We start from the raw sequence: 14,906 nt of genomic DNA on the forward strand, positions 1-14,906 counted from the left end.
CTAAAATCAATTAGGATATAACAATAAATTCATGCTTCTAGAAAAAATAAAAAAATACTTAGAATTTAAAATTAACATAGCTTTTATAAAAATTTACGACGAAAGTAAACTACATAATTATTCTACAAATACTAATACAATCAGTCATCTAAAAGTTATTATAGTTAGTGATGATTTTATTAATAAAAATTTAATTATTAGACACCGTATAATTTTTAAAGCTTTAAAAGAAATAGAAAAGGAGAGCATATATTCAATTACACTATATACTTATACTCTAAACGAATGGAAAGATAAAAAATATAAAGAATTTAATTCGATAAAATGTATTCAAAAAAAAATAAAAAATTTCGTTTTAAAAAACTAATTATTTAATATATTTTTTAAATAAAGAAAAATATCTAGCGATACAAACTTAAAATTAAAAAATTTTTTAGATATAAATCTAAGAATAGTTGATAAAATTAAAAACATACTAGAAATTTTTATAAATTTAAAAAAATTAATATTTAAAAATTGATTTTTACTTAAAAAATATGAAATATTAAAATATAGAATATTTTTTATAAATTAATAGAATATCTAAAAAAATTAAATAAATGTAATTATTTGAGGCAAAAAATGAAATTTTTTATCGAAAAAAACAAAAAAAATACTGATCGTGTCACAATTAACATTCCAAAAAAAATAGTGAGTAACGAACTTATTCGAGAATTTATCGAAATTAATAAAAAAACAAAAATAAATGGTTTTAGAAAAGGAAAAACTCCTATTAAAATTATACAAGAAAAATATGGTAATAGAGTTTATTATGATGTATTTAATCAACTAATGCAAAAATTTTTTTATGAATTTATAAAAAAAGAAAAAATAAAAATTATTGGTTTACCAAAGTATGTTATGCATGAAAATGAAGACCAAAAAGAATATTTCAAATATTCTGTAAACTACGAAGTTTATCCAAAATTTGAAATAAAAGATGTAAACCTTATTAAAGTAGAAAAAATAATAGTGAATATTAAAGACGAAGATGTAAAAAAAAACATAGAAAAAACAGCATCTTATGAAAAAGATATATGGAATAAAGTTAATAGAGCAATTAAAACTAACGATTTAGTGACAATTAATTACTGCATTTATGAAAATAATAAAAAACTAGACAAGTTTAACGTAGAAAAATTTAAATTTATTGTTTCTCAAAATAATTTCATACCTGAATTAAATAACAAATTAATCAATCATTTTACCAATGATGTGATTTTTTTTAAAATAAATTTTTGCAAATTTCATCCAGAAGAAGAATTACAAGGTAAAGATATAACATTTAAAATAAAAATATTAAATGTTGAAGAAAAACAAGAAAATATTGAAATAGAAAAAAATATAAAAACAATTAAAATAAATAAACTAAGTAAATTAAACTATCAAACTATAAAAAATAATATTATTGAAAAAATAAAAAGCTTAACGCAAAATCATTTACAAAATCAAATCATAAAACAACTAATAATAAAAAATCCTATAAATATACCTCCAACTTTACTAAGAGAAGAAACAAATTTTTTACGCAATAAATTTATAAAAGAATATAAAGAAAAGCAAGAAAACATTTTGAAAAAAAAATATCATACTAATCTTGAATCAAAAGCTAAAACGAGACTACATATAAAATTAATTATAGAAAAAATTATTCGTGATAACAAAATATCAGTAAATGAAGAAAAAGTAGACTTATTAATAAAAAAAATATCTTTAAAGTATAAAAAACCATTGGAAATTATTAATATATATAAAAAGAATACAATGTTAAGAAAAACGATAAAAAATATAGAATTAGAAATGCAAGTTATGCAATTTTTAATAAAAAAAGTTAAAATCATTGAAAAAAATTGGACTCTAGACGAAATTATGAATTATAACTGGAAAAATAACGAAGAACTTTTTGCTTAAGATTAGTATTTTTTTTAATATTCTAATATATTAGAAAAAAATTTTATAAAAATATCTTTTATGCCAAAAATTAAATTATCGATAATTTAAAAAAATATGTACTACTATATTCATAGAGAAAATTAAATGAAATCTAATTCAGTATTAATTCCAATGGTAGTCGAACAACATTCAAGAGGAGAACGTTCATATGACATATATTCTAGATTGTTGAAAGAACGAATAATTTTTATCACAGGTACAATTGAAGACAATATGGCAAGCTCAATTGTAGCACAAATGCTGTTTTTAGAAGCAGAAAGTTTAGATAAAGATATATTTTTATATATAAATTCACCAGGAGGTATTATTACATCAGGGATGTCAATTTACGATACTATGCAATTTATAAAACCCGATGTTAACACTATTTGTATAGGACAAGCGTGTTCAATGGCAGCTTTTTTACTTTCATCTGGTACAAAGGGTAAAAGATCTTGTTTACCAAATGCAAGAATTATGATTCATCAACCATTAGGTGGATATCAAGGACAAGCTTCAGATATTGCTATTCATGCAGAAGAGATTAACAAAATGAAAAAAAAATTAAACAAATTAATGTCTTTAAATACGGGTCAATCTATTAAAAAAATTAATAAAGATACAGAACGAGATTGCTTTTTATCAGCACATGAGTCTATAAAATATGGATTAATTGATTTAATTTTAACTCAACGTTAAGAAAAATTTTTATTAAAAATAATAAAACAGAATCTATTTACTCAAAAAAAAATCGATAAATATATGAATTAAAGAGGTTAAAAATATGACAGATAAGAGTAAAGACAATTCTAAAAAATTACTTCAATGCTCTTTTTGTGGTAAAAATCAAAAAGAAGTAAAAAAATTAATAGCTGGTCCAGCCGTTTATATATGTGATGAATGTATAAGACTGTGTAATAATATTATTCAAGAAACTAAAACTACAAAAAAAATAGAAGATGATGAATTAAGTTACTTGCCGACACCACATGAAATTAAAAAACATCTTGATAATTATGTAATAGGTCAAAACCATACAAAAAAAGTTTTATCTGTAGCAGTTTATAATCATTATCAACGAATTCGTAATGTATCTAAAAATAAAGATAACGTTGAACTTGGAAAAAGTAATATTTTATTAATTGGACCAACTGGAAGTGGAAAAACTTTATTGGCAGAAACATTAGCAAAATTATTAAATGTACCTTTTAGCATTGCTGACGCAACTACTTTAACTGAAGCAGGATACGTCGGAGAAGACGTGGAAAACGTCATACAAAAACTTTTACAAAAATGCGAATATAATGTTAAAAAGGCAGAATTAGGTATTGTTTATATAGATGAAATAGATAAAATTTCAAGAAAATCTGATAATCCTTCTATTACCAGAGATGTGTCTGGAGAGGGAGTACAGCAGGCTTTGTTAAAATTAATCGAAGGAACTCTAGCATCAATTCCGCCACAAGGTGGAAGAAAGCATCCACAACAAGAATTTTTACAAGTCAATACTGCAAATATTCTATTTATATGTGCAGGAGCGTTTTCAGAACTTTCTAAAATTATTTCTAAAAGAATTGATACTGGAAATACAATTGGTTTTAACTGTAATCTTAAAAAACAGAAAAAGAAAAAATCAGAACAATATTTTTTGCAACAAGTGCAATCAAAAGATTTAATAAAATTTGGATTAATTCCTGAATTTATTGGTCGTTTACCTATAATAACTATTCTAAAAGAATTAAATGAAACTGCTCTCGTTCAAATATTGTGTAAACCTAAAAACGCTTTAATCAAACAATATCAAACATTATTTAATTTAGAAAAAGTAAAATTAGAATTTACAAAAGAAGCGGTTACGTCAATCGCAAAAAAAGCGTTATCTAAAAAAACAGGGGCGAGAGGATTAAGATCTATTATTGAAAATATTTTATTAGATATCATGTATGAGTTACCATCTATGAAAAATGTAGAAAAAATATTAATCGATGAATCAGTTGTAAATTCTCATTCCTTACCGAAAATAATATATGAAGAAAAAAACAAATCCAAAAAAGCATCCGGTGAATAAAAAATAAAGACATCAGATAATCTCAAACAAGGGCATTCTCCCTTTATTTTGCCAAACGCTTCAGATTAAATGTCAAGCGACCATTCCAATATACTTGGCTTAAGTATAAATAGAGCTGCATATTATTTTATAATAAATTGCAGTTTTTAATAAATATAAACAGCGGAAATTCAACTAAGAGAGAGCTCTATGAATTCTGAGCGTTCTGAACGCATTAAAATTCCCGTTTTACCGTTAAGAGATGTAGTTGTGTATCCTCACATGGTTATTCCATTATTTGTAGGTCGTAAAAAATCAATTCATTGCATTGAAACATCTATGAATAACGATAAAAAAATCATGCTAATTGCACAAAAAGAAGCATCAAAAGACGAACCTAGTACAAATGATTTATTTAATATAGGAACTATTAGCTCAATTTTACAAATGTTAAAACTACCAGATGGAACAGTAAAAGTACTAGTAGAGGGCTTACAACGTGCTTGTATTAAAAATATAGAAAGCAATGGAGAACATTTAGTTGCTGAGGTAGAATTAATTATTTCTCCTACTGTTATAGATAAAGAACAAGAAGTATTAATTCGAACAACAGTTAATCAATTTGAGTCTTATATCAAACTTAATAAAAAAATTCCTTCAGAAATACTTAATACTCTTAGCCAAACGAAAAATGCAGAAAAACTAGCAGATACAATTGCTGCTCATATGCCATTAAAATTAGCTGATAAACAGTCAGTATTGGAAATATATAATGTAAATGAAAGATTAGAATTTTTAATGGCTATAATGGAAACAGAAATAGATTTATTAAAAGTGGAAAAAAGAATTAGAAATCGTGTTAAAAAACAAATGGAAAAGAGTCAAAGAGAATATTATCTCAATGAACAAATAAAAGCTATTCAAAAAGAACTTGGAGATATGGACGAAATTCCAGATGAAAATAAAATTTTAAAACGTAAGATTAAAAGTTTAAAAATGCCTAAAGAAGCAAAAGAAAAAACAGAATCAGAATTACAAAAGTTAAAAATGATGTCACCAATGTCAGCAGAAGCGACAGTAGTACGAAGTTATATTGATTGGATGATACAGGTTCCTTGGAATATAAAAACAAAAATAAAAAAAGATATTCAAGAAGCAAAAAAAATTCTTGATATAGACCATTTTGGTCTAGAAAAGGTAAAAGAACGCATATTAGAATATTTAGCTGTACAAAGTAGGACAAATAAAGTTAAAGGTCCTATTTTGTGTTTAATAGGTCCTCCTGGGGTAGGTAAAACATCTTTAGGAAAATCTATTGCAAAATCAACAGGTAGAAAATATGTAAGAATGGCTTTAGGTGGAATACGAGACGAAGCTGAAATTAGAGGTCATCGACGTACATATATTGGTTCAATGCCTGGAAAATTAATGCAAAAAATGGTAAAAGCAAAGGTAAAAAATCCTTTATTTTTACTTGACGAAATTGATAAAATGTCTTGTGATATAAGAGTTGATCCAGCATCTGCATTACTAGAAGTACTAGATCCTGAACAAAATATAAATTTTAATGATCATTATTTAGAAGTAGACTATGATCTTTCAGATGTTATGTTTGTAGCAACTTCTAACTCTATGAATATACCTGCACCATTACTTGATCGAATGGAAATAATCCGTCTTTCTGGTTATACAGAAAACGAAAAATTAAATATAGCGAAGTGCTATTTATATCCAAAACAAATGGAAAGAAATGCATTAAAAAGGAACGAACTCATCATTACTGATTGCGCTATAATTAGTATAATTCAATATTATACTCGTGAAGCAGGAGTACGTAGTTTAGAACGTGAAATATCTAAAATATGTAGAAAAGTCGTAAAACTTTTAATTTTAAATAAATCTTTAAAAAAAATAGAAATAAACAGTAAAAATTTAAAGAAATTTTTAGGAATAAAACGATTTGATTACGGAAAAACAAACAATTTAAATCAAATCGGACAGGTTGTTGGATTGGCTTGGACAGAAGTAGGTGGAGAATTATTGACAATTGAGACAGCATGTGTTTCAGGAAAAGGAAAACTTACTTACACAGGTTCTTTAGGTGAAGTTATGCAAGAATCAATTCAAGCTGCATTAACTGTAGTTCGATCTCAAGCAAAAAAATTAGGAATTAAAAAAGATTTTCATGAAAAACATGATATTCATGTTCATGTTCCCGAAGGTGCTACACCGAAAGACGGTCCGAGTGCAGGTATCGCGATGTGTACAGCTATAGTATCTTCTTTAACAAAGAATCCTGTCAAATCTAATATTGCGATGACAGGAGAAATTACATTACAAGGAAGGGTATTAACAATAGGAGGACTAAAAGAAAAATTACTTGCAGCACATCGTGGAGGTGTTAAAACTGTGTTAATACCATATGAAAATAAACGTAATTTAGAAGAAATACCAAAAAATATTATTGAAGGACTAACAATTTATCCAGTAAAGAATATCGAAGAAGTTTTAAAAATAGCATTAGAAAATACACCTTACGTATAAAAGATCTAAATTTGGCTGACAAAAAACCGTCAGCCTTTATAATTTAAATAAAAAAATTAAAAATTTCAATATAAAATTGAAACTATCTAGGATAGTTATATTATGATTAAATATTTAAAATCCCGATTAAATATCATTATAGTTAAATGTATATTGGGAATAATTATTTTATCATTAGTATTCGGTACTATAAATAATTATTTCAATAGAGATACAACAAGATACATTGCTAAAGTAAACGGAGAGGAAATAAGTTTTATAACACTACAAAAAATGTATATTGATGAAAGAAAAAAACAAGAAAAAATATTAGGACAAGATTTTGAGAAAATTAAAAAAAATAAAAAATTTAAAGAAGAAACATATAACTATATACTATCTCAACTCATAAATAATATTCTTTTAGAACAATATACTAAAAGAATGAATTTTAATATACAAGACAACGAAATAAAAAAAATAATATTCAATATACCAATATTTCAAGAAAATAATGAATTTAATAAGAAAAAATATTTAAATTATCTTTCATCAAAAAATTTAACACATTATGAATACGTAAGCTTAATTAGAAAAAAACTTAATACTACATATTTAATAAATGCTATTTCTGAAACAGATTTTATATTAGATAATGAACAAAAAAAGATAATAAAGCTATTATCTGAAAAAAGAATTATAAAAAAAGCAATTATAAAAATCAACCCTATTATTAATAATCAGAAAGTAACTGAAAAAGAGATAAATAATTATTTTGATCAACATAAAAATGAATTTTATACTCCAGAAAAATTTAAAATCAGTTATATTCAGCTTAAACCTAATAAATTTAAAATACAATGCAGTAATGAAGAAATAAAAAATTGGTATAAAAAAAATATAGATAAATATTCAAATCAAGAAAGAAGACAATATAGTATTATTCAAACTAAAACTAAGAATGAAGCATTATCCATTTTATCAGAATTAAAAAAAGGAGAAGATTTTTCTAAAATAGCTAAAGAAAAATCAATAGATCCCTTTTCTTCTGAACAAGGAGGAAATATTGGATGGATAACAAAAAACTTTGTACCAAATGAAATAAAAATTGCTAATTTAGAAAAAATAGATCAAATTTCTAATATTATTAAGTTTAACAATAATTTTTTAATAATTAAATTAAATAAAATTTTACCGAAAAAATACAAAAAAATATCTGAAGTATCAGATCTTATTGAAAATGAAATAAAATATCAAAAATCTTTAAATACATATAAAAAATTAAAAGATAAAATTGCTATAATTGCAAAAAAAAATATTAATAGATTTGATTTAATTCTTAAAAAAACTAACATCCTTCCTAAAGAAACGAATTGGTTTGATAAAGACTCTGTTCCTAAAGAATTACAAAATCCCATATTAAAAAAAATTATTTTTAAAAAAGGACTATTAGATAGACAAAAAAAACTAAAATCACACTCTGGTCTAATTGTATTAAATGATCATCAATCTTTTTTATTGAGTATAAAAAATTTTCAAAAAAAAAGAATTAAAAAACTTAAAGACATTAAAAGAAATATTGTTAATAAACTAAAATATATCAAAGCTGTAGAAAAAACGAAAAATAAATTAAAAAAAATTTTATTTCAACTAAAAATTGGAAATGAACACATTTTAAAAAAAGAAAATATTATTTTTGAAGAATATGAAACTGTATCTCGATATGACAAAAATCCAAATATATCTGTAATTTTTGCAATGCCGCATCCAAAAGAAGAGAAAAACGTTTATACTATGTATCAAAATAAAAACAAAAATTTTGTTATTGCATTATTAGATAAAGTTTATAATGAAAAATTTTCTAACGAAGAAGAGAAGATTATTATCAAATATTTAGAAAAAAATAATATCGATGTAACATTTCAATGTTTTCTCCAAAATTTACATAGAAAGGCAACAATTTTATATAATAAAACAGATAACTTTTAACAAGTTAATATAATTATTTTTTAAAAAAAATCATTTATATATTAATTTTTTAAGATTAATTATCAAAATTAAACTTTTCTTTTAACTTTTTCATATAGTAAGAAGGATTAGATTTCCACTTATTGAATCCATCGTTCCTAAGAATACATGATTGACATTGACCACAACCTTTTCCTTGAATACCTTGATAACAAGTGACTGTATTATTAAGAATAAATTGAGTAGAATTCCAATAATCTGACAAAGCCCATATTTCCGCTTTACTTAAATTAATTAAAGGAGATTGAAAGTTAATCTTACAATTCATACCAATTTGAACAACATCATTCATTTTTTTTAAAAATGCGTTTCTACAATCTGGATAACCAGAAAAATCGATTTCATTTACTCCTAAAACAATCGAATTAATTTGATGATTAAAAGCATATATAGAAGATAAAGTTAAAAATAAAATATTACGACCTGGAACAAAAGTACTTGGTAATGAAAAATTTAACGGATGATTATCAAGAATAGAAATTTTTTCATCTGTTAAACTACTTATTGAAAGATTTTTTAAACATTTAAGATCGACAAATATGTGTTTTTTCACATTAAAATAATTTGATATAAAACGAGCAGAATCAATTTCAGATTTATGAAGCTGATTATAATCAAATGTAATACAGTAAATTTCTTTATATATATTAGTATAATGTATTAAGCAAGTAGTTGAATCTTGCCCACCACTAAAAATTATCAGTATTTTTTTCATGATTTATTTACAAAAAATTTATAAAAACGATTTAGAAATTAATATTGTATATGATTAATTTACAAAAATATATTGAAATATAAATTCATTTTTCAATGAAAATTTAAATTTTTATTTTTAATAAAATTAATTTAATTATAATTTTTATTTAATTTATAAAAAATTAACAATAAAAAAACATGTAATATTAAAAATATATATTTTAAATATTTAAATTTTAGGATTCCTTTGTGAGATTGTTCAATCAATTAAAATGGTATTTTATAAAAGAATGGAAGCGTTATTTAGGATCAATTATATTATTAATAATAATAGCCTTTTTACAATTATTACCACCTAAGATAATTGGAATTTTAATAGATTTAATTATAAAAGAAAAAATGAGCGGTTTTGAAATATTACCTTGGATTTCAATTATTCTTTTAATTGCTATTATAGTTTATATACTGCGTTATTTATGGAGAATTCTTTTATTTGGTGCCTCATATCAATTAGCTACAGAATTACGAGTAAAATTTTATTCTTATCTTAGTAAACAAAGTGAAATATTTTTTTTAAAAAATCGTACTGGAGATCTTATAGCTAGAGCTACTAATGATGTTGATCGTGTTGTTTTTGCAGCAGGAGAGGGAGTTTTAACACTAGTAGATTCATCTGTAATGGGTATTTCAGTATTAATAGTAATGATTACACAAATTAGTTGGTTGTTAACCATAATTTCATTAATACCAATGCCAATTATGGCTATTCTAATAAAAAAATATGGAAAAAAACTGCATGATACCTTTCGCAATGCTCAAAGTGCATTTTCTTTATTAAATAATCAAACACAAGAAATATTAACTAGTATTCGAATGATTAGAGCATTTGGATTAGAAAAAAACCAATTAAAAAAATTTAACAACATTGTTAATGATACTGGAAAAAAAAATATGGAAGTTGCAGAAATAGATGCTCGTTTTGATCCAGTAATCTATTTATCAGTTGCATTTTCTAATTTGTTAGCTATTACAGCTGGAGGATGGTTAGTTTGGAACAATACTATTACAATTGGAAAATTGACTAGTTTCATCATGTATTTAGGTTTAATGATTTGGCCAATGTTAGCTTTAGCATGGATGTTTAATATTGTTGAAAGAGGAAGTGCAGCATGGGATAGGATTCATTCTATTATTAATCAAAATTTATATATAGAAGATGGAAAGAAAACAATAATAAATATGAATGGAAAATTAAATATTAATATTGATATGTTTTTTTATCCTAAAAATAAAAAACCATCTTTAAAAAATATTTACTTAAGTCTTAATCCAGGAAAAACTTTAGGGATTTGTGGCCCTACAGGTGCTGGAAAAAGTACTCTATTAAAACTGATTCAACGACAATTTAAAATTCATAAAGGAGAAATACTTTATAATTCTTCATCCTTATTAGAACTAAAAATTGACTATTGGAGAAGTAAAATCGGAGTTGTAAATCAAACTTCATTTTTATTTTCAGATAGCATATCAAACAATATTTCTTTAGGTAAACCTAAGGCTTCTCAGAAAGAAATAGAAAAAGCCGCTAAATTAGCTGATATACATAAGGATATTGTCTGTTTACCTCAAGGATATAATACTCAGGTAGGAGAAAGAGGTGTAATGTTATCTGGTGGTCAAAAGCAAAGAATAGCCATTGCACGTGCACTATTGTTGAATACAGAAATACTAATATTGGATGATGCTTTATCAGCAGTAGATGGTAAAACAGAAAATAATATTTTAAAAAATTTAAAAAAATGGAAAGATAAGGGCTATTCTTTAATAATTGTAGCACATCGATTATCTGCATTAATTCATGCAGATGAAATTATAGTGATTAAAGAAGGTACCATTATTCAAAGAGGAAATCATGAAAAATTAATAAAAGAGAAAAATTGGTATAAATCTATGTATGATCATCAAAAGATACAAACAGAAATTGAAAATTTTTAAAAAATAGATGAGAAATTTATAATATGGATCATTTAATACAATTTTGGCCCATTTTAAAACGTTTAATAATTTATGCAATACCATGGAAAAAAAAAATAATATTAGCATTTTTTTTACTTTTAAGTGGAGCAACTTCTGAAGTTTTAGGACCAATTTTAATAAGTTATTTTATTAATAATATTTTGTCTCAACATCAATTAAATTTTCAATTAATACTAATTATTATAGTGATATTCATAATGCTGCAAATATTAGCAGTTTTTTTTAATTATTTTCAAAGTATTTTATTTAATAAAATAGCTGTAGGGATTGTTAATAAACTCCGAAACGACGTCATGAAAGCAGCACTAAATCAACCTATCAGTGAGTTTGACTCCCAACCTATTGGACAAATGATTTCAAAAGTAACTAATGATACTGAAGTTATTAAAGAGCTATATGATACTGTTGGTCCTACTTTCTTTCGAAGTATAACTTTGATTATAATTATATTATTTGCAATGTTTACTCTCGAATGGCATATGGCAATAATAACTATTTTTATTATTCCCTTAGTAATTATTGTAATGTCAATATATCAATATTATAGTACTCCTTTGTTAAGAAATGTACGGTATTACGTAGCTAATATTAATAATAAATTTAATGAAACTATTAACGGAATGAATGTTATTCAACAATTTAGACAACAAACAAGATTTGAAAACAATATTAAAGAAAGTAGTGAATTACATTATTTAGCTAGAATGAAAATATTAAAATTAGATGGTTTTTTGTTAAGACCACTATTAAGTTTATTATCAGCTTTAGTACTTTGCAGTTTTATGTTCTTATTCAGTTATTTTTCTATTGGAGTATACGAAGTAGGCGTATTATATGCTTTTATTACGTATCTTGGTCGTCTCAACGAACCTTTAATTTCAATTACTATTCAACAATCTATATTACAGCAAGCAATAGTAGCAGGAGAAAGAATTTTTTCTCTTATAGATTCACCAAAACAAAAATATGGAAACAATGAAGAAGAAATAAAAAGTGGAAAAATAAATATTAAAAATCTCAGTTTCAAATATAAAGAAAGTGGAGAAAACATACTTAATAATATTAATATATATATTCCGTCTAAAAGTTTTGTTGCATTTGTAGGTCAAACTGGAAGTGGGAAAAGTACTTTAGCTAACTTATTAATGGGATATTATCCTATAAAACATGGGAAAATATACTTAGATGATAAATCTATTAATTGCATATCTCATGATGTTTTACGAAAAAATATATTAATGGTGCAACAAGATCCAATAGTTCTAGCAGATACCTTCTCTTCTAATATTACACTGGGAAAAAAAATATCTGAGGAAAAGATATGGAATGTATTAAAAACTGTTCATCTCTCTTCATTAGTTCAATCCATGCCAAAAGGGATATACTCTATTTTAGGAGAAGAAGGAAATAATTTATCTCTCGGCCAAAAACAATTATTAGCTATTGCAAGAATACTAGTACGCAATCCTAAAATACTTATATTAGATGAAGCTACTGCTAACATTGATTCAGGAACTGAAAAATTAATTCAAACAACTTTGTCTTCTATACGCGCAAAAACAACCTTAGTTGTTATAGCTCATAGATTGTCGACAGTTATTGAAGCAGATATGATTGTAGTATTAAAAAAAGGAAAAATTGTTGAATTGGGAACACATAAGCAATTATTAGAAAAAAAAGGTTTTTATTGGAAAATGTATAATTTTCAACTTTTTAATTGCTAAAATATAGGAGATTCTGTTAGCTATATCAAAACACCTGTATCGATTGATTTGGCTGCTTCTTTCCAGATCTGACCAATTATTCAATTTAACAGTGTTTAGGACTAACAGAAATCTCCTTTTTGTAATAAATTTTTTAAATTGTATAAGACATAGTATAATTTTATAGACCAAATATATATTTGACAACTAATATTTTTAATATTATAAAAATTAAATAAAATTTTTATAAAAAAAAGAGAATACTTTTACATTCTAAAAAATATTGATAGCATAATAATATTTCTATAAAGAAAAATAATATATGAATTATCAAATACTAGCAAGAAAATGGCGTCCTCAATCTTTTAAAAAAATAATTGGTCAAAAATATATTGTTAAAGCTATATCTAATGGATTTTCTCTTGGGAAAATTCATCATGCATGGTTATTATCTGGAACAAGAGGTGTAGGAAAAACTACAATTGCTCGTTTAATCGCTAAAAGTTTAAATTGTGAAATAGGTATCACATCTTTACCATGTAGAAAATGTACTATCTGTCAAGAAATAGAAAAAGGTATTTGTCTCGATTTTATTGAAATAGATGCGGCTTCACGTACGAAAGTAGAAGAAATTCGAGAAATTTTAGATAACATTTACTACACTCCTTCTAAAAGTCGTTTTAAGGTATATTTAATTGACGAAGTTCATATGCTATCTAGACATAGTTTTAATGCACTTCTTAAAACTCTTGAAGAACCTCCTCAACATATAAAATTTATTTTAGCTACAACAGATGTAGAAAAAATACCTAAAACTATTAGATCACGTTGTTTACATTTTAAATTAAATATATTATCAGAAGAAGATATTTTTAATTTTTTAAAACATATTCTCAAAAAGGGAGGTAATAATTTTGATGAAGAAGCATTAAAAATAATATCTGATTATGCTAATGGAAGTATGAGAGATGCGTTAAACCTATTAGAACATGCTATGCATTTAAGTAAAAATAATATAAATTTAAAAAATACAACTGAAATGTTAGGTATACCAAATAAAAAACATGCTTTCTTACTAACAAAATTTTTATTAGAACAAGATTCAAAAAAAATGATGTGTTTATTAAACAAAATAAGTAAGATAGGCTTAGAATGGCAAAATATCTTAATAGAAATGATGCGTTTTTTACACCATATAGCTATGCTAAAATCTTATCCAAAAATATGGAATCAAATTTTTATAAAAAATAATGAAAATGAAATAAAAAAAATTGCAGAAAATAATAGCAAATATAATATTCAATTATGTTATAAAATCTTGTTAAAGGGAAGAAAAGAATTATTTTTTTCACCTAATCATAAAATGGGAGTAGAAATGATTTTACTCCAAGCAATTACAGAAATAAAAAGATAAAAATTATTTATAGTATTAACTGTTATCAAATTTCATTTAAAAAAGAGAGAATCAATATGTTTACTAAAGGTGGATTAGGAAATCTTATGAAACAAGCTCAACAAATGCAAGAAAAGATGGCAAAAGTACAAGAAGAAATAGCTAAAATGGAAGTTACAGGAGAAGCAGGTGCAGGATTAGTAAAAGTAACTATTAATGGAGCACATAATTGTAGACGTGTAGAAGTAGATCCAAGTTTACTAAAAGATGATAAAGATATGTTAGAAGATTTAGCTGCAGCTGCTTTTAATGATGCGACTAGAAGAATATCTGAAGTTCAAAAGAAAAAAATGTCCGCTATATCTACAGGAATGCAGTTGCCTACAGGATTTAATATACCAATATAAATAAATTATGCAAAATAAGAAAATAAAAAATTTTATTAATTGAACAATAAATTTTTAATAAATATTTTTTTTAAAAGGAATTATACATTTTATTTTTTAAA

The 14,906-nt window shown here is 24.3% G+C and carries 11 protein-coding genes and 1 other RNA gene; 10 read left to right on the forward strand and 2 right to left on the reverse strand.

Annotation, left to right across the window (positions count from 1 at the left end; all coding sequences use genetic code 11):
* Nucleotides 1–31: 31 nt before the first annotated feature.
* The 6 genes from BUSG_RS02395 to ppiD all read left to right on the forward strand — a co-directional run bounded on the left by BUSG_RS02395 (nucleotide 32) and on the right by ppiD (nucleotide 8,530).
* Complete coding sequence (locus BUSG_RS02395) at nucleotides 32–367, forward strand: BolA family protein (RefSeq protein WP_011053967.1); 336 nt, start codon at nucleotides 32–34, stop codon at nucleotides 365–367.
* Between the two features lie 254 nt (nucleotides 368–621).
* Nucleotides 622–1,950: a trigger factor gene (gene tig, locus BUSG_RS02400; protein WP_011053968.1), complete on the forward strand. Its 1,329-nt coding sequence runs from the start codon at nucleotides 622–624 to the stop codon at nucleotides 1,948–1,950.
* Nucleotides 1,951–2,076: 126 nt separating this feature from the next.
* Nucleotides 2,077–2,670 carry an ATP-dependent Clp endopeptidase proteolytic subunit ClpP gene (gene clpP / locus BUSG_RS02405; RefSeq protein ID WP_011053969.1) on the forward strand — a complete coding sequence of 198 codons (594 nt, stop codon included), beginning with the start codon at nucleotides 2,077–2,079 and terminating at the stop codon, nucleotides 2,668–2,670.
* Between the two features lie 85 nt (nucleotides 2,671–2,755).
* Nucleotides 2,756–4,039: an ATP-dependent Clp protease ATP-binding subunit ClpX gene (clpX, locus tag BUSG_RS02410; protein ID WP_011053970.1), complete on the forward strand. Its 1,284-nt coding sequence runs from the start codon at nucleotides 2,756–2,758 to the stop codon at nucleotides 4,037–4,039.
* A 189-nt stretch (nucleotides 4,040–4,228) separates the two neighbouring features.
* Nucleotides 4,229–6,562, forward strand: coding sequence for an endopeptidase La (gene lon / locus BUSG_RS02415; protein ID WP_011053971.1), 2,334 nt, complete (start codon nucleotides 4,229–4,231; stop codon nucleotides 6,560–6,562).
* 102 nt (nucleotides 6,563–6,664) lie between these two features.
* Nucleotides 6,665–8,530: a peptidylprolyl isomerase gene (gene ppiD, locus BUSG_RS02420; protein ID WP_011053972.1), complete on the forward strand. Its 1,866-nt coding sequence runs from the start codon at nucleotides 6,665–6,667 to the stop codon at nucleotides 8,528–8,530.
* A 55-nt stretch (nucleotides 8,531–8,585) separates the two neighbouring features.
* Here the strand turns inward: ppiD and queC are convergent, their stop codons facing one another.
* Nucleotides 8,586–9,284 carry a 7-cyano-7-deazaguanine synthase QueC gene (gene queC, locus BUSG_RS02425; protein ID WP_011053973.1) on the reverse strand — a complete coding sequence of 233 codons (699 nt, stop codon included), beginning with the start codon at nucleotides 9,282–9,284 and terminating at the stop codon, nucleotides 8,586–8,588.
* A 230-nt stretch (nucleotides 9,285–9,514) separates the two neighbouring features.
* On the opposite strand from queC, the gene BUSG_RS02430 reads away from it, so the two are divergent.
* Together BUSG_RS02430 and BUSG_RS02435 are read left to right on the forward strand one after the other, a co-directional pair.
* Nucleotides 9,515–11,260: a SmdA family multidrug ABC transporter permease/ATP-binding protein gene (locus tag BUSG_RS02430; protein WP_011053974.1), complete on the forward strand. Its 1,746-nt coding sequence runs from the start codon at nucleotides 9,515–9,517 to the stop codon at nucleotides 11,258–11,260.
* Between the two features lie 23 nt (nucleotides 11,261–11,283).
* On the forward strand, nucleotides 11,284–13,026 hold the full coding sequence (locus tag BUSG_RS02435; RefSeq protein ID WP_011053975.1) for a SmdB family multidrug efflux ABC transporter permease/ATP-binding protein: 1,743 nt from the start codon (nucleotides 11,284–11,286) through the stop codon (nucleotides 13,024–13,026).
* Nucleotides 13,027–13,037: 11 nt separating this feature from the next.
* On the opposite strand, the gene ffs is transcribed toward BUSG_RS02435, so the two are convergent.
* Nucleotides 13,038–13,133, reverse strand: an RNA gene (ffs, locus tag BUSG_RS03185) — signal recognition particle sRNA small type.
* A gap of 194 nt (nucleotides 13,134–13,327) precedes the next feature.
* Here ffs and dnaX point away from each other — a divergent pair.
* On the forward strand, nucleotides 13,328–14,419 hold the full coding sequence (gene dnaX, locus BUSG_RS02440) for a DNA polymerase III subunit gamma/tau (RefSeq protein WP_011053976.1): 1,092 nt from the start codon (nucleotides 13,328–13,330) through the stop codon (nucleotides 14,417–14,419).
* Between the two features lie 56 nt (nucleotides 14,420–14,475).
* Nucleotides 14,476–14,805 (forward strand): YbaB/EbfC family nucleoid-associated protein, encoded by a 330-nt coding sequence (locus tag BUSG_RS02445; RefSeq protein ID WP_011053977.1) that lies wholly within the window; start codon nucleotides 14,476–14,478, stop codon nucleotides 14,803–14,805.
* Nucleotides 14,806–14,906 lie beyond the last annotated feature (101 nt).

It is taken from the genome of Buchnera aphidicola str. Sg (Schizaphis graminum) (assembly GCF_000007365.1).
Lineage (GTDB): Bacteria > Pseudomonadota > Gammaproteobacteria > Enterobacterales > Enterobacteriaceae > Buchnera > Buchnera aphidicola.